The organism is Streptomyces sp. NPDC046939 (genome assembly GCF_040644575.1).
Taxonomy (GTDB): domain Bacteria; phylum Actinomycetota; class Actinomycetes; order Streptomycetales; family Streptomycetaceae; genus Streptomyces.
In genome coordinates this window covers 183,461-197,098 of record NZ_JBEYWV010000001.1, presented here as the reverse complement: position 1 = coordinate 197,098, position 13,638 = coordinate 183,461, and the positions used below count along the sequence as shown (strand labels likewise).

The following is a 13,638-nucleotide window of genomic DNA, read 5'->3' as shown; positions in this document are numbered from 1 at the left end:
CAGGTCCCCACCACCCTTCACTCGGAATCTCAGGACAGCGACCGCCGTTGTCGACGACGGGCGCGCGAGGGCGCACGGCCGGCATCGACGATCACAGTTTCCATAGGGCAACAGTTGCACGGCCGGGGGTGCCGGGGCAACCAGACCCACTCCAACGGGGCGAACGGTCCCTCGGGGAGTACCGCGCGGTGCCGAACTCACGCCTCCGTGGGGCGGCCGAACCAGTCCAGGCAGACCACGAGCGCGTCGTCGTCGGCGTCCGCGCTCAGATGCGCCGCCAGCTCCTGGAGGATCGCCCGGGGCACGGCGGAGGCGGGCAGCAGACTCGCACGCTGGATCGCCCGCGCGAGCATACGCTCGCCGTACTCCTCGCCCGTCTCCGACAGGGCCGCGTAGACACCGTCACTGACGAACAGCAGCCGGTCGCCCCGCCGGACCTCGAATTCCTGTACGACGTAGTCGGTCTCCTCGAACATGCCGAGGGGCAACTGGGCCTCGAAGGGGATCTGCTCCACCGTCATGCCGCGCTGGCGCCAGAGCTGCGGCGAACCGGCGTCCACCACCTGCACCCGCCCGGTGGCGAGTTCGAAGGAGAGCAGCAGGGTGGAGACGTACTCCTCGCCCCGGTGCTGCGCGTACAGCGCCTGGTCGGCGAGGGCGGCCTGGTCCGCGAGGCCGATGCCCGCGCGGCGGGCGTTGCGCAGCGCGTTCACGGCGAGGTTGGTCAGGAGCGCGGCGCCGATCCCCTCGCCCATGCCGTTGGTGATGGTGAGGGTGAGCGCCTCGCTCGTCACGGCCCAGTCGAAGTTGTCGCCGTGGATGGCGTAGGCGGGCTCCAGCTGGGCGCCGATGGCGTACTCGGTGCGGGTGCAGGCGCGGCCCGGCAGCAGTTGCCACTGCATCTCGGCGGCCAGCGTGAGGCGGCTGGCGCGGCGCGCCTGGAGGTAGACGTCGGTGTCCCGGTCGGCGACGACGATCTCCCGGCCGAGGATCTCCGCGAGTTCGGTCAGCTCCTCGATCTCCTCGGGCGAGCATCTTCGTTCCGGTACGCGCACGGAGAGGATGCCGAGTCTGTCGCCGCGCACGGTCACCGGCAGGAAGAGGTCGACCGCTCCTTCGCCGCGCACCACATGGCTGCGCGGGTCCTGGCTCCCGAAGGCCCGGCCCGCCGGGCTGTCGTTGAGGGGCAGCGGCGCGGCGGTGTGCGGCAGCTCCGTCACGGGCTGCAGGACGGTGAGCCCGTAGTCGGCCATCAACAGGTCGACGCGGAGCGCGCCGTAGTGCTCGCTCAGCGCGGCGCGCACCGTGTCGAGCAGCGCGAACGGCGCGGCGGCGCGGACGGCCTTTTCCACAGCGAGGAAATTCTTCACAGCAGCCTTCTTCAGAGGGGCGAGCCGGCTGCCGAGCGGCCACACGCTCCGCACCTACGAGCCGAGCGGGAACGCAGAAGTACAGTAACGATTGCCATGGGGCAACTGTTGAGGAATTGTATCCCGCGCGCGCCCGCCGGTGCGGGAGAGGTCAGGCGATGGCCTCGGAGGACCCCGCCGCCTCGCCCGGCGCGGGGCCCGGCGCGATGTGCGCCGCGGCGGCGTCCTGGAACTGTTCGAGCCCCTCGGCCAGCGTCCGCAGATGCGCGGGGGACATGGAGCGCAGGACCGCCTCGATCTCGCGCGCCCGTGAGGCACGGAAGTCGTCCAAAACCGCGGCCCCGCGACGACTGAGGCGCAGATCCACCTCACGGCGGCTGGTGGCACTGGTCAGCCGCTCCACCAGGCCCGCGGCTTCGAGACGGTCGCACAGCCGGCTCACCGAGGAGGGGCGGGAGCCGAGCGCCTCGCCGAGTGCCCGCTGGTTGACCCCCTGCTGCTCCTCGATCACGGTGAGCGCCCGGAACTGCGACGGCGGGAGCGGGCCCGCCGGGGTGGCCTCCTGTCCGCGCCCCCACAACACGTCGAGCAGTTCCGAGACCCGGCAGGCCACTTGGGCCACGTGTTCAGCACTGCGGAAGGGCAGACTCTGGGGCATGTCCCAGCACCCTCCCGTCCGAAAGTGGGGTCGACGGTGCATGAGCCTACAGCCGACGAGGGCTTCCGGTCAGCCCCGGGCCCGGTCGGCCGACAGCGCGCGGGCCAGATAGGGGCCTGTGACGCTCCTCCTCGACCGGGCGATCCGCGCGGGCGTGCCCTTGGCGACGACCCTGCCGCCCGCGTCTCCCCCGCCGGGCCCGAGGTCGATGACCCAGTCGGCGGTGGCGATCGTTTCCAGGTCGTGCTCGACGAGGACGACCGTGTTGCCCGCGTCGACGAGCCGGTGCAACTGGCGCAGCAGGAGCGCGATGTCGGCGGGGTGCAGACCCGCGGTCGGCTCGTCGAGCAGGTAGAGCGCGTGGCCGCGGCGGGCCCGCTGCAGTTCGGTGGCGAGCTTGATGCGCTGGGCCTCGCCCCCGCTCAGCTCGGTGGCGGGCTGCCCGAGCCGCAGATAGCCGAGGCCCACGTCCCGCAGGGTCGCCAGGCTGCGCGCCGCGCCGGGCACGTCGGCGAGGAAGTCCGCCGCCGCGTCGACGGACATGGCGAGCACGTCCGCGATGGTGCGGCCCTCGTAGGTCACCTCAAGTGTCTCGTCGTTGTACCGCGTGCCGCCGCAGGCCGGGCAGGGCGCGTACGTACCGGGCAGGAACAGCAGCTCGACGGTGACGAACCCCTCGCCCTGACAGGTCTCGCACTGCCCTTCCGCCACGTTGAAGGAGAACCGCCCGGCCGTGTACCCGCGCGCCACGGCCTCGTCCGTCGCCGCGTACAGCTTGCGCACCGCGTCGAACATCCCGGTGTACGTGGCCAGGTTGGAGCGGGGCGTACGGCCGATGGGCCGCTGGTCGACGAGGACGAGACGGTCGAACGCCTCCGCCCCGGAGACCTCGCCCACCTCGCCCTCCCCCAGCATGTCCTCGCCCTCCTCGGGGCTCAGGGCGAGGCGGTCCCGTACGACATCGGCGAGGACCTGGGTGACCAGCGTCGACTTCCCCGACCCCGACACGCCGGTGACCGCCGTGAGGACGCACAGGGGCACGTCCACGGACACGTCGTGCAGGTTGTGCCGGGAGACGCCGTCCAGGCGCACCCACCCGTGCGGGGTGCGCGGGCTGTGCGCGAACGGCTCCGCGCGGCCGAAGAGGTGACGGCTCGTCGCCGACTCCGCGACCTGTTCGAGGCCGGGCACCGGGCCGCTGTAGAGCACCCGGCCGCCGCCCTCGCCCGCGCCGGGGCCGATGTCGACGACCCAGTCGGCCCGGCGTACGACGTCCATGTCGTGCTCCACGACGAACAGCGAGTTGCCCGCCGCCTTCAGCCGCTGGAGGACGTCGAGCAGTGGCTCCGCGTCCGCCGGGTGCAGCCCGGCCGACGGCTCGTCCAGCACGTACACCACACCGAAGAGGCCCGAGCGCAGTTGTGTGGCGATGCGCAGGCGCTGCGCCTCGCCGGGTGAGAGGGTCGTCGAGCGGCGGCCGAGGCCGAGGTAGCCGAGACCGAGGTCGAGCAGCACCTCCACGCGCGCGACGATGTCGGCGCAGATCCGCACCGCCACCTCGGTCCGCTCCCCCGACCCGGCGCTCTCGACGGCGGCCTCCGCGTCGGTCATCTCCGCGACCGGGCGCAACAGCTTGACCATGTCGGTCAGGGGCAGCGCGCTCATGGCGGCGATGCTGTGCCCGGCGAACGTCACCGCGAGCGCCTCGGGCCTGAGCCCGCTTCCCTCGCACTCCGGGCACGGCACACTGCGCACGAACCGCAGCGCCCGCTCCCGCATCCGTTCGCTCTTGGAGTCGGCCAGGACGTGCATGACGTGCTGACGGGCGCTCCAGAACGTGCCGTAGTAGCCGTAGTCGACGCGGCCCTCCTCCGGCTCGATGAGGACGGAGGGCTGCTCGTCCGTGTAGAGCAGCCAGTCACGGTCCTTCTTGCGGAGCCTGCGCCACGGCCTGTCGATGTCGATGCCGAGCCCGCTCACGATGGAGCGCAGGTTGGCGCCCTGCCACGCGCCCGGCCAGGCGGCGATGGCGCCCTCGCGGATGCTGAGCGACGGGTCGGGGACGAGCAGGTCCTCGGCCACGTCGTGGACGACGCCGAGCCCGTGGCAGTGCGGGCAGGCGCCCGCCGCCGTGTTGGGCGAGAACGCCTCCGCGTCGAGCCGCTCGGCGCCCTCCGGGTAGCTGCCCGCGCGTGAGTACAGCATCCGCAGGAGGTTGGAGAGCGTGGTCAGGGTGCCGACGGTCGAGCGGGAGCTGGGGGTGCCGCGCCGCTGCTGGAGCGCGACGGCCGGCGGCAGCCCGGTGATCTCCTGGACGTGCGGCGCCCCGACCTGCTGGAGCAGCCTGCGGGCGTACGGCGCGACGGACTCGAAGTAGCGGCGCTGGGCCTCGGCGTAGAGCGTGCCGAAGGCGAGGGAGGACTTGCCCGAACCGGAGACCCCGGTGAAGGCGACCATGGCGTCGCGCGGCACGTCGACGTCCACGGTGCGCAGGTTGTTCTCGCTCGCGCCGCGTACGTGGACGAACCCGTCGGAGGTGGCGTCCTCCACGGGGCTCACCGGCCGGCCAGGGCGTGGTCCGCGAGGCCGCCCTCGCCCAGCGGGCCCGTCTGCTCCAGGGGCCGGTCCGCCGCCAGGCGCCCGTAGTGCAGGCGGGCGCGGCGGCTGATGACGGGTGGCAGGAAGCCCCGGCCGAGTTGCGCGAGGCGCACCCAGCCCGGCGCGTAGAGCGCGGCCTTGCGCTGCTCCACGGCCCGCGCGATGCGCCCGGCGACCGGGCCGGGCGCCATGAGGCGGCGGGCGAACGGCGGCAGCATGGAGCGCATGTCGCTGAGGGCGGGATGGTCGTCCGCCTCGTGGATCATGTCGGTGTCGACCCAGTTCAGGTAGGCGATGCCGACCGCGACGCCGCGGTGCGCGGTCTCCGCCCGCAGGGCGTGCGCGAACGCCTCGGCCCCGGCCTTGGAGGCGCAGTACGCGCTCATCATGGGGACGGCGCCGATGGAGGCGAGGGACGCCACTTGCAGGTAGTACCCGCGTGTGTGCAGCAGGTCGGGCAGGAACGTCCGGGCCGTGAACGCGCTGCCCGTCAGGTTCACCTCGACGACTCTGCGCCAGGACGCCGGGTTCGCCGTGCTCAGCGGCCCGGCCTCCGCGACGCCCGCGTTGGCGACGACGGCGGACGGCCGCCCGAGCCGGGCCCGCACCGTGCGGGCCGCAGCCTGGAGGGCGGCGGCGTCGGTGATGTCCGTCTCCAGGGTGAGCGAGGGCGTCGCCAAGGTGTCCGCGACGCGGTCGAGCGGCCCCTTCTCGTGGCCGAGGAGGGCGACCCGGGCGCCGCGGCCCGCGAGTGCACGCGCGACCTCGGCGCCGATGCCCCGCGCGGCGCCGGTCACCACGACCGTACGGCCGGTCAGCGGGCTGTCGCTCATGAGCGCTTGCGGCCCGTGCGGTCCCGGGACGCGAGCAGGCGCTGGGCCGCGGCCAGCGGGGCCGGCGCGTGGCGGCGCAGCGCGGCGCGGGCCGCGTTGGCGCCGGGCGCGCCGTGGACGCCGCCGCCGGGGTGGGCGCCCGCCGAGGCGAGGAACAGCCCTGGTACGGGGGTCTCCGCGCGGCCGGTACCGGGCACGGGCCGGAAGATGAGCTGCTGGTGCATGGCGGCGGTGCCGCCGTTGATGGCGCCGCCGTGCAGATTGCCGTCGAGGGACTGCAGGGTCGGCGGCGCGAGGATGCGGCGGGCCCGGATCCGGCCGCGGAAGCCGGGGGCGAAGCGCTCCACCTGGCGCTCGACGCGGTCGGCCATGACCTCCTGCTCGTGCCGGTCCCAGGAGCCGGTCAGCTTCTCGTCGCCCGCGTCGCCGCGGATGTTCTGCGGTACGTGCGTGTAGGCCCACGCCGACTCGGTGCCGTTCGGCGAACGCGACGCGTCGGAGGTGGTCATCTGGCCGAACAGCAGGAACGGCTTCTCCGGCACCTGGCCCATGGCGATCTGCGCGGCGAACGCGGTGAGTTCGTCCACGCCGTCGGCCAGGTGGACGGTGCCCGCGTGCGCCGCCTGCTCCGCCTCCCACGGCACCGGGCCGTCGAGCGCCCAGTCCACCTTGAAGGTGGAGAAGTCCCACTGGAAGCGGCGCAGGTCGTCGATGAGCTGGGCGGGCAGGTGCTCGGGCGCGACCAGGCCGCCGTACAGGGCGGGGACGGAGACGTCGGCGAGGACGGCGCGGGCCGCGGGGACGATCTCGCCGTCGGCCGTGCGCACGGCGACCGCCCGGCCGCCCCGCACCACGACCTCCTCCACCTTGCGGCCGCAGCTCACGGTCCCGCCGCGGGACTCCAGGCGTGAGATCAGGGCCCGTACGAGTTCGCCGGAGCCGCCGACCGGGACGGGGAAGCCGTAGGTCTGGCCCAGCATCGCCATCAGCCAGCCGAAGCCGCCGCTGCCGGACGCCTCCGGGGCGAGGTCGGCGTGGAGGGCGTTGCCCGCGAGGAGGATGCGGCCGCCCTCGCCGGTGAACTCCTCCTCGCCGAGGCGGCGGGCCGGGAGCACCAGTGAACGGGCGAGGCGCAGGCCGCCCGCCGACCGGAGCCGGTAGGCGAGCTTCGCGCCCGCCCGCACCGGGGGGAACGGGGTGAACAGCGCGTTCAGGATGTCCGGCCTGACGTTTTCCCACACGTCGTGCAGGCGGCGCCAGGCGTCGCCGTCGCCCGGGGAGAACGCGTCCAGGGAGTCGGCCGTGACGTCCACCCTGCGGTTGAGGACCGCGCAGCGGCCGTCGGTCAGGGGGTGGGCGAGCACGCTGGGCGCGTGGCTCCAGCGCAGGCCGTGCTCGTCCAGGCGCAGCCCCTTCAGGACCGGGGAGGCCGCCGCGAGCGGGTAGAAGGAGCTGAAGAGGTCGCTGACGAACTCCGGGTCGACGCCGCGGTCGTGGCGGACCGCGCCGCCGGGCTCCGGCTGCTCCTCCAGGACGGTCACGGCCCATCCGGCGTCCGCGAGGACGTTGGCGGCCACGAGGCCGTTGGGTCCGGCCCCGATCACCACGGCGTCAGGCATGGTGCGCTCCGCTCGCCCGGTAGCGTGCGGCGTCCTCGGCGTTCTTGGGGTGGGCCTGCTCGTCCTCGCAGACCCGTTCCAGGCGGGCGAGCATCGCGCGGTGGCGCAGTTGGATGACCGCCTCCACCCCGAAGTTGTGCAGGGCGCCCGCCGCCCCGTTCAGCGGGTGTTCGTCCACCGTCACCAGGCAGTGCTCGCCCCAGGGCCGCAGCTGCAGGGAGATCCGGGCCGTGCCCAGCGGGCCGGCCTTCGCCTCCAGTTCCAGCAGGGAGCCTTCCTCGCAGTACCGGACGACCGTCTCGTTGGTGAGGTGGACCGGGCCCAGGGACACCTCGTAGCGCAGGCTCGCCCCGACCTCGGGCCACTGCCCGTGCACCGGTTCGGACGACGACGTGCCGACCACCCAGTCCGCGTACCGGCTGCCGTCCGCGAGGACGGCCCACACCGCCGCCGGGCTCGCCTTGATCATTCGATGCCGCCGCGCCATTCCGCCTCCCGTGTCCCTGTCCCGTACGTTCCGATCACGTGTGGCGGTCAGTCCGGCCAGACGCCGGTGAGCTTCTTCGTCGTCCGCGCGCCGCCCCGGACGACCGCCGCCCGTACGACGGCGAAGATCGCGCCCTGCAGAGCGGCGGCCAGCAGGATCTCCCGCCACTGGCGCTGCTCGTCGGTGGCGTCCGGCGCGTCGTCGTCGTGGCCGAGCCGCTTCCAGACCTGCCCGAAGACGGCGCCGCTGACCGCGCCCGCCGCCATGCCGAGCCCGATGCCGAAGGGTTTGTAGGCGATCTTGACCAGATTCATTGCTGCCTCCGCTTCCTTGTCGCTCATCTTGCGGCCGGACGCCGATAACGGCATGTCCGCCGGGCCGTCCGGCCGCCTCCCCCGCGTGCCCCGTCCTGGTGGAGCCGAACGTGAGCGACCTGGGAATCAGTGCTGTGGCTGCTCCTGCCGGTAGTGGTCGTCGATCCGCGCGCGGTAGCCCGGGTCGGTGACGCGCATGTCCCGGTCGAACCGCGGGGCCGCCTTGATCAGGTCGCGCGGGCGGTCCACGTACAGGGTGCGGTTCGGTTCGTCGACGCGCGCGATGACCCAGCGCGGGAGCAGCACCTTCTTGCTCAGCAGCGGGCCGCCCGTGTCGACCACGAGGTGGTTCGGGGCGACCTCCTCGGAGTGGCCGTCGACCGAGCCGATCGAGCCGTCGCTCGCCTCGACCGCGTAGCCGAGGAGGTCCTCGTGGGTGAGGGGGGAGCCGGTGGGCTGGGTCGGGGTGAAGGGTGCGGCAGTGGTGTGCGCGTGGGTGGGGTCGTAGGGGTGGACAACTCTGTCGGTCATCACAGCGTTCCTTTCCGCTCGGCTCACTCTGCCTCCCCACTTGTCCGCGCCGTCTGCGCCGAAACGTCCCCCGGTGGGTGACAACCCGGCGCGGGAAGGGGCCGGTTGGCGGTGTGCCGATCGGCCGTTGCGGGACCTTCACAACTCGGGGTCCGTGAAGCCGGGAACCCCGGGCACCCGGCAGGGGACGCCGCGGGGAGGACGCGCCGATGCTGATAGTCGCTCTCGCACTGCTGCCCGTCATGGGGCTGCTGCTGCTCTGCATGGACCGCATTGAGGACCACCTGAGCTCCACGACCCGCCCACGGGCGGGCCGCCACCGAGCCCGCCACCTGCGCCTGGTCACGGGCCACACCCGCCGCGACGACGGCCTTCCCGCCCGGGCCCACCGCGACCGGGCGGCCTGACCGTCCGCGGCGCCGGCTCGTCGCCCCCTGAGCCGGCAACCTCGCGCGTATGCCGGGCAGTTGCGGGACCGTTCCGGTGGCATAATCGCCGCAACCTCATCCCGCGCGCGTTGGAGTCACGTATGACGGCACAGTCCTCCGCAGGCCGTATCGACACGAGCAGACCGCATCCGGCCCGGGTCTACGACTGGCTGCTCGGCGGCAAGGACAACTACCCCGTCGACCAGGCGGTGGCGGAGAAGCTGCCCGCGGAGGCGCGGCTCAACGCGATGCGCAACAGGGCGTTCATGCACCGCGCGGCGGCCTGGCTGGCGCACAACGGCATCGACCAGTACCTCGACATCGGCACGGGCATCCCGACCAAGCCCAACCTGCACCAGATCGTGCAGGAGATCGTGCCGACGGCGCGCATCGCGTACGCCGACAACGACCCCATCGTGCTGCGCCACGCGGAGGCGCTGCTCGTCAGCCATCCGGCGGGGGCCACCGACTACGTCGAGGCCGATGTCCGCGAGCCCGCGGTCATCCTGGAGCACGCGCGCAGGTTCCTGGACTTCGACCGGCCGATCGCCCTGTCGATGATCGCGCTGATGCACTTCATCACCGACGACCAGGACCCGTACGGCCTGACGCGCAAGCTGGTTCAGGCGCTGCCCTCGGGCAGTTATCTGATGTTCTCGCACGGCACCACCGACGAGCACCCGCACCTGGTCTCGTCGGTGACGAGGACCTACCGCGAGGGCGAGATCCCGTTGCGCATGCGCACGCGGGAGGAGATCGAGCCGTTCTTTGAGGGTCTGGAGCTGGTGGAGCCCGGCCTGGTGACCGCTACCAAGTGGTACAAGGACACCCCCGCCCCGCGCGAGGAGCTGTCCGGCTTCTACGTCGGCGTGGCGCGCGTCCCGTAGAGCGCGCGAGGGCCCGGACGGCCGAGCCGTCCGGGCCGCGACCGCACATGGTCAGGCGGTGCCGAGGGCCGTCCGCAGCGTGGCGACGGCCTGGCCGATGGCGGCCTCGGCCGCGTGCGTCTCGCGCAGCGCGTTCAGCATGACGAAGTCGTGGATGACGCCCTGGTACCGCACGGCGGTGACGGGGACGCCGGCCTGGCGGAGCTTGTTGGCGTAGGCCTCGCCCTCGTCGCGCAGCACGTCGGCCTCGCCGGTGATGACCAGGGCCGGGGGCAGGTCCTTGAGCTGCTCGACGGTGGCGCGCAGCGGGGACGCGGTGATCTCGGCGCGCTGCTTCTCGTCGGTCGTGTACTGGTCCCAGAACCACTGCATGCCGTCGCGGCGCAGGAAGTACCCCTCGGCGAACTGGTGGTAGGACGGCGTGTCGAACGAGGCGTCGGTGACGGGGTAGAACAGCACCTGCTGCACCAGCGGGACGTCGCCGTGCTCCTTGGCCATGAGGGTCAGCGCGGCGGACATGTTGCCGCCGACGGAGTCACCGGCCACGGCGATGCGGGCGGTGTCGAAGCCGTTGTCGGCGCCCTCGCGGACGACCCACTGGGCGACGGCGTAGATCTGCTCGATGGCGACCGGGTAGCGGGCCTCGGGCGACAGGTCGTACTCGGGGAAGACGACGGCCGCGCGGGCGCCGACGGCGAGTTCGCGCACGAGGCGGTCGTGGGTGTGGGCGTTGCCGAAGACCCAGCCCGCGCCGTGGACGTACACGATCACCGGCAGGGTCGCCGGGGCGTCGAGGGGACGCACGACGCGGACCCGGACCGATCCGGTGGGGCCGCCCTGGACGGTGATCCACTCCTCGGCGATCTCCGGCTTGTCGATCTCGCCGGACTGCACCTCGTCGACGGTCTTGCGGCCCTCGACGGGGCCGAGGTCGAAGAGGTAGGGCGGGTTCGCGGTGGCCTCGGCGAACGCGGCGGCGGCGGGTTCGAGGACGGGGGGCGTGACGGACTCGGACATGGGGTGCTCCTCAACGAGAGGGCCGGTGGCCTGGTCGGCCGTCCGGCGACGAGAGAAACGTACTGCTCGATTAAGTCGCGCGCAACTTAATCGAGCGATATACGGTCGCGGGCGGCTGGAATGGTAGGGTGAGCGGCTGCCGGGAATCCGACCCAAAGGACCGCAGCCGTGGACGACGCCGCAGAGCCGAAAGGCTCACTCCTCCTCCAGGACCAGTTGTGCTTCGCCCTGTACGCCGCCTCGCGCTCGGTCGTCGCGCGCTACCGGCCGCTGCTCGACGCGCTGGAGCTGACCTACCCGCAGTACCTCGTCATGCTGGTGCTCTGGGAGCAACGCACCGCGTCCGTACGGGAGTTGGGCACGGCCCTGCATCTGGAGTCGAGCACGCTCTCCCCGCTCCTCAAGCGCCTGGAAGCGGGCGGTCTGATCCGCCGTCGGCGGCGCACGGACGACGAGCGCTCCGTCTCCGTGACCCTCACCGACGCCGGCGCGAGGCTGCGCGAGAAGGCCGAGGCCGTCCCCCTGGCCATCGGCGAGGCCATGGGCCTGACGCCCGAGCAGGACGCCACGGCCAAGCAGCTGCTCCGGCTGCTCACCGCGAACGTCAACCGCGCCTGACGACTTCCCCGATCCCTGTCTGTCGTTCGCGTGCGTCGATACGATGGCTTCCGGCCGCACATGCCCTTCGGTGAGGGCCTTCGAGCGCTCGGGTCCGACGGGGGTGTGCCGTGAAGTCACCGACCGATCCCTGGCAGGCGCTCACCGGCCCCGACGGCGCCGGTGTCGGCTGGCAGTTCCGGCGGCCGGGCCTCGCGCTGCGCGCCGGGCCGTTCGGGTTCGTCGCCGTGGTGGCCGCCGCGACCGCCCTGGTGCCGGGCGCGGGCTTCGAGTCCTGGCCCCTCTACGCCTCCAGCATCGCGCTTCTTCTGCTGTGCGCGGGCGCCTTCCTGCTGCCGTGGCAGCGCCTGCCCGCCTGGACGACGGTCCTCGTCCCGCTGGTCTACACCCTCTCCGTCCTGCTGCTGATCCTGGCCTCCGGCACGGTCACCGGGCTCGGCCCTGTGCTCCTCGTGCCGCTGGTCTGGTCGGTCCTCTTCCACCACCGCTGGGAGACGGGGTGCGTGGTGGTGGCGGTCGTGGCCGTCCAGGCCGTCACGTCGGCGGTGCAGGACACGCCCGCCGCCGTGACCGGCAGACGCCTGGTGCTCTGGAGCGTCCTGAGTCTGCTGCTCGCGGTGGCCGCGCACGGTCTGCGGGACCGCGTCACCGCGTCCCTCGTGGCGAATGCGGCGCTCCAGGCGGAGGTGCGCGACCTCTCCCTGGCCCGCGAGCGGGACCGGATCGCCGACGACCTCAGGGAGAGCGTGGTCCGCAGGATCTTCGAGGCCGGGCTGAGCCTGCACAGCACCGCCGCCATGATCGGCGAGGGCCCCGCGCACACCCGGCTGATGCGCGGGGTCGACGAGCTGGACGGGGTCATCCGCGCCCTGCGCGAGAGCGTCTTCGACCTCAACGAGCACGACGCCCCGCCCGGACCCGCCGACGGCCCCGGCGGCCCGTGCGGCTCGTAGGCGTCAGCGCTTCAACTGCCCGTCCAGCCACTCCAGCACCTCGGGGGTGACCGGGTCGGTGATGTCCGCGTACTCCTCGTGCTTCTTGAGGAACTTCGCCACGTACGGGCAGACCGGCACGATCCGCATCCCCGCACGCCGTACGTCGTCCAGCGCCTCCCGCACGAGGACCGAGGCGAGGCCCTGTCCCGCGTAGGCGTCGTCGATCTCGGTGTGGAAGAACACGCGCCGGTCCTCGCGGTCGCGGTACGCCGTGAACCCGGCGGTGGCGCCGTCGACCAGGATCGCGTAGCGGTGCCGGGCGTCGACGCGCTCGACGGTGGGCGCCGGGGTGGTGGGCTCGGTCATGAGGGGCCTTTCAGTGCCGGGTCGGGTTCTTGCGCGGGGTGATCGTGGCGTGCGGCAGCGCGGGCGCGGGGAGCCGGTCCCCGGGGTACCCCTCGACGGCCCCGAACCGCGCGGAGGCGTCCTGCCACTCCTGACGGGCCTCGGCGATGTCCTGGTGGGTGCGGCCGATGAAGTTCCACCACATCACGATCTCCTCGCCGAACGGCGGTCCGCCCAGGAGGATCAGGCGGGCCTGCGCGTCCGTCTCGTTGGTGAGGGTCAGGGTGGTGTCGCCCGGTGCGACGTAGCCCAGTTCGGCGCGGGCCAGCGGCGTGCCGGAGAGGGTGACCGCGCCCTGGTCGACGAGGACGCCGTGCTCGAAGCCGCCGTCCACGTCGAGGGTGACGGTCGCGCGGGGGGCGAGGAGGAGTTCGGCGCCGAGGAGCGGGGTGAAGGTGCGCACCGGGGAGGTCGCCCCGGCGAGGGTGCCGAGGAAGACGCGGACCTCGGCGCCGTCGAGGTGGACGGGCCCGGGCGCGTAGTGCTGGAAGTCGCGCGCGGTGTGCCGGTCCCTGTCGGGCAGCGCCACCCACAACTGGACGCCGTGCAGGACGGTGGTGTCCGGGGTGGAGACCTCGGAGTGGGCGATGCCGTGGCCGCCGGTCATGAGGTTGAGCTCGCCGGGGCGGACCATGGCGTGGTTGCCCATGCTGTCCCGGTGCTCGATCTCGCCGGTGAACAGCCAGCTCACCGTCTGGAGCCCGGTGTGGGGGTGCGGCGCGACGTCCATGCCGCCGGTGCGCGCCACGTCGTCGGGGCCGTAGTGGTCGACGAAGCACCAGGCCCCGATCAGCGTCCGGGCGCGCTGCGGCAGCGTCCGCCGGACCGGCATGGCGCGTGGGCCGCCCAGCGGCACGTCCCGGGCGGTGAGCACCTCGACGGTGTCGCTCATCCCTGCCCCTCCTACCCCAAGTATTTTGAGATTCAACAACTATGGA

15 protein-coding genes are annotated in these 13,638 nt (G+C 72.9%); 4 read left to right on the top strand and 11 right to left on the bottom strand.

All coding sequences use genetic code 11. From position 1 onward, the window contains the following. Positions 1-197 precede the first annotated feature (197 nt). From ABZ877_RS00880 to ABZ877_RS00845, 8 genes are all read right to left on the bottom strand, one after another. Positions 198-1,370, bottom strand: a complete 1,173-nt coding sequence (locus ABZ877_RS00880; RefSeq protein WP_361062074.1) for a PP2C family protein-serine/threonine phosphatase — start codon at positions 1,368-1,370, stop codon at positions 198-200. A gap of 151 nt (positions 1,371-1,521) precedes the next feature. After that, positions 1,522-2,028, bottom strand: coding sequence for a MarR family transcriptional regulator (locus ABZ877_RS00875; RefSeq protein WP_361062071.1), 507 nt, complete (start codon positions 2,026-2,028; stop codon positions 1,522-1,524). A gap of 69 nt (positions 2,029-2,097) precedes the next feature. Then, on the bottom strand, positions 2,098-4,578 hold the full coding sequence (gene uvrA / locus ABZ877_RS00870) for an excinuclease ABC subunit UvrA (RefSeq protein WP_361062068.1): 2,481 nt from the start codon (positions 4,576-4,578) through the stop codon (positions 2,098-2,100). Between the two features lie 5 nt (positions 4,579-4,583). After that, positions 4,584-5,459, bottom strand: a complete 876-nt coding sequence (locus ABZ877_RS00865) for an SDR family oxidoreductase (RefSeq protein WP_361062065.1) — start codon at positions 5,457-5,459, stop codon at positions 4,584-4,586. Next, the gene (locus ABZ877_RS00860; protein ID WP_361062062.1) at positions 5,456-7,078 is read right to left on the bottom strand and encodes an NAD(P)/FAD-dependent oxidoreductase; all 1,623 of its coding nucleotides are present in this window, start codon (positions 7,076-7,078) and stop codon (positions 5,456-5,458) included. Before ABZ877_RS00860 ends, ABZ877_RS00865 begins: the two co-directional genes overlap by 4 nt. Then, positions 7,071-7,565 carry an SRPBCC family protein gene (locus ABZ877_RS00855; RefSeq protein ID WP_361062059.1) on the bottom strand — a complete coding sequence of 165 codons (495 nt, stop codon included), beginning with the start codon at positions 7,563-7,565 and terminating at the stop codon, positions 7,071-7,073. The genes ABZ877_RS00860 and ABZ877_RS00855 overlap by 8 nt, the downstream gene beginning before the upstream one ends. A 47-nt stretch (positions 7,566-7,612) precedes the next feature. Beyond that, the gene (locus ABZ877_RS00850) at positions 7,613-7,879 is read right to left on the bottom strand and encodes a DUF4235 domain-containing protein (protein WP_361062850.1); all 267 of its coding nucleotides are present in this window, start codon (positions 7,877-7,879) and stop codon (positions 7,613-7,615) included. Between the two features lie 126 nt (positions 7,880-8,005). Beyond that, positions 8,006-8,410, bottom strand: coding sequence for a PRC-barrel domain-containing protein (locus ABZ877_RS00845; protein WP_361062056.1), 405 nt, complete (start codon positions 8,408-8,410; stop codon positions 8,006-8,008). Positions 8,411-8,619: 209 nt separating this feature from the next. On the opposite strand from ABZ877_RS00845, the gene ABZ877_RS00840 reads away from it, so the two are divergent. Together ABZ877_RS00840 and ABZ877_RS00835 are read left to right on the top strand one after the other, a co-directional pair. Next, positions 8,620-8,817 carry a hypothetical protein gene (locus tag ABZ877_RS00840; RefSeq protein WP_361062053.1) on the top strand — a complete coding sequence of 66 codons (198 nt, stop codon included), beginning with the start codon at positions 8,620-8,622 and terminating at the stop codon, positions 8,815-8,817. Positions 8,818-8,939: 122 nt separating this feature from the next. Next, positions 8,940-9,725: an SAM-dependent methyltransferase gene (locus tag ABZ877_RS00835; RefSeq protein WP_361062050.1), complete on the top strand. Its 786-nt coding sequence runs from the start codon at positions 8,940-8,942 to the stop codon at positions 9,723-9,725. A gap of 51 nt (positions 9,726-9,776) precedes the next feature. On the opposite strand, the gene ABZ877_RS00830 is transcribed toward ABZ877_RS00835, so the two are convergent. Further along, a complete protein-coding gene (locus ABZ877_RS00830) occupies positions 9,777-10,742 on the bottom strand; it encodes an alpha/beta hydrolase (protein ID WP_361062047.1) in 966 nt (321 codons plus the stop codon). 168 nt (positions 10,743-10,910) lie between these two features. Here ABZ877_RS00830 and ABZ877_RS00825 point away from each other — a divergent pair, with 168 nt between their 5' ends. Together ABZ877_RS00825 and ABZ877_RS00820 are read left to right on the top strand one after the other, a co-directional pair. Next, on the top strand, positions 10,911-11,360 hold the full coding sequence (locus tag ABZ877_RS00825) for a MarR family transcriptional regulator (protein ID WP_361062044.1): 450 nt from the start codon (positions 10,911-10,913) through the stop codon (positions 11,358-11,360). A 110-nt stretch (positions 11,361-11,470) separates the two neighbouring features. Continuing rightward, positions 11,471-12,313 (top strand): hypothetical protein, encoded by an 843-nt coding sequence (locus ABZ877_RS00820; protein ID WP_361062041.1) that lies wholly within the window; start codon positions 11,471-11,473, stop codon positions 12,311-12,313. A 3-nt stretch (positions 12,314-12,316) separates the two neighbouring features. On the opposite strand, the gene ABZ877_RS00815 is transcribed toward ABZ877_RS00820, so the two are convergent. Next, entirely contained in the window at positions 12,317-12,661 is a 345-nt protein-coding gene (locus ABZ877_RS00815; protein WP_361062038.1) for a GNAT family N-acetyltransferase, read from the bottom strand. 10 nt (positions 12,662-12,671) lie between these two features. Then, entirely contained in the window at positions 12,672-13,592 is a 921-nt protein-coding gene (locus ABZ877_RS00810; RefSeq protein ID WP_361062035.1) for a pirin family protein, read from the bottom strand. Positions 13,593-13,638 lie beyond the last annotated feature (46 nt).

What these genes read in the sequence shown, in the direction of transcription:
- ABZ877_RS00835 (WP_361062050.1), top strand. Translation starts at nt 8,940, where the DNA reads ATGACGGCACAGTCCTCCGCAGGCCGTATCGACACGAGCAGACCGCAT.
- ABZ877_RS00815 (WP_361062038.1), bottom strand. Translation starts at nt 12,661, where the DNA reads ATGACCGAGCCCACCACCCCGGCGCCCACCGTCGAGCGCGTCGACGCC.
- ABZ877_RS00810 (WP_361062035.1), bottom strand. Translation starts at nt 13,592, where the DNA reads ATGAGCGACACCGTCGAGGTGCTCACCGCCCGGGACGTGCCGCTGGGC.
- ABZ877_RS00845 (WP_361062056.1), bottom strand. Translation starts at nt 8,410, where the DNA reads ATGACCGACAGAGTTGTCCACCCCTACGACCCCACCCACGCGCACACC.
- ABZ877_RS00855 (WP_361062059.1), bottom strand. Translation starts at nt 7,565, where the DNA reads ATGGCGCGGCGGCATCGAATGATCAAGGCGAGCCCGGCGGCGGTGTGG.
- ABZ877_RS00860 (WP_361062062.1), bottom strand. Translation starts at nt 7,078, where the DNA reads ATGCCTGACGCCGTGGTGATCGGGGCCGGACCCAACGGCCTCGTGGCC.
- ABZ877_RS00865 (WP_361062065.1), bottom strand. Translation starts at nt 5,459, where the DNA reads ATGAGCGACAGCCCGCTGACCGGCCGTACGGTCGTGGTGACCGGCGCC.
- ABZ877_RS00840 (WP_361062053.1), top strand. Translation starts at nt 8,620, where the DNA reads ATGCTGATAGTCGCTCTCGCACTGCTGCCCGTCATGGGGCTGCTGCTG.
- ABZ877_RS00850 (WP_361062850.1), bottom strand. Translation starts at nt 7,879, where the DNA reads ATGAATCTGGTCAAGATCGCCTACAAACCCTTCGGCATCGGGCTCGGC.
- ABZ877_RS00875 (WP_361062071.1), bottom strand. Translation starts at nt 2,028, where the DNA reads ATGCCCCAGAGTCTGCCCTTCCGCAGTGCTGAACACGTGGCCCAAGTG.
- ABZ877_RS00830 (WP_361062047.1), bottom strand. Translation starts at nt 10,742, where the DNA reads ATGTCCGAGTCCGTCACGCCCCCCGTCCTCGAACCCGCCGCCGCCGCG.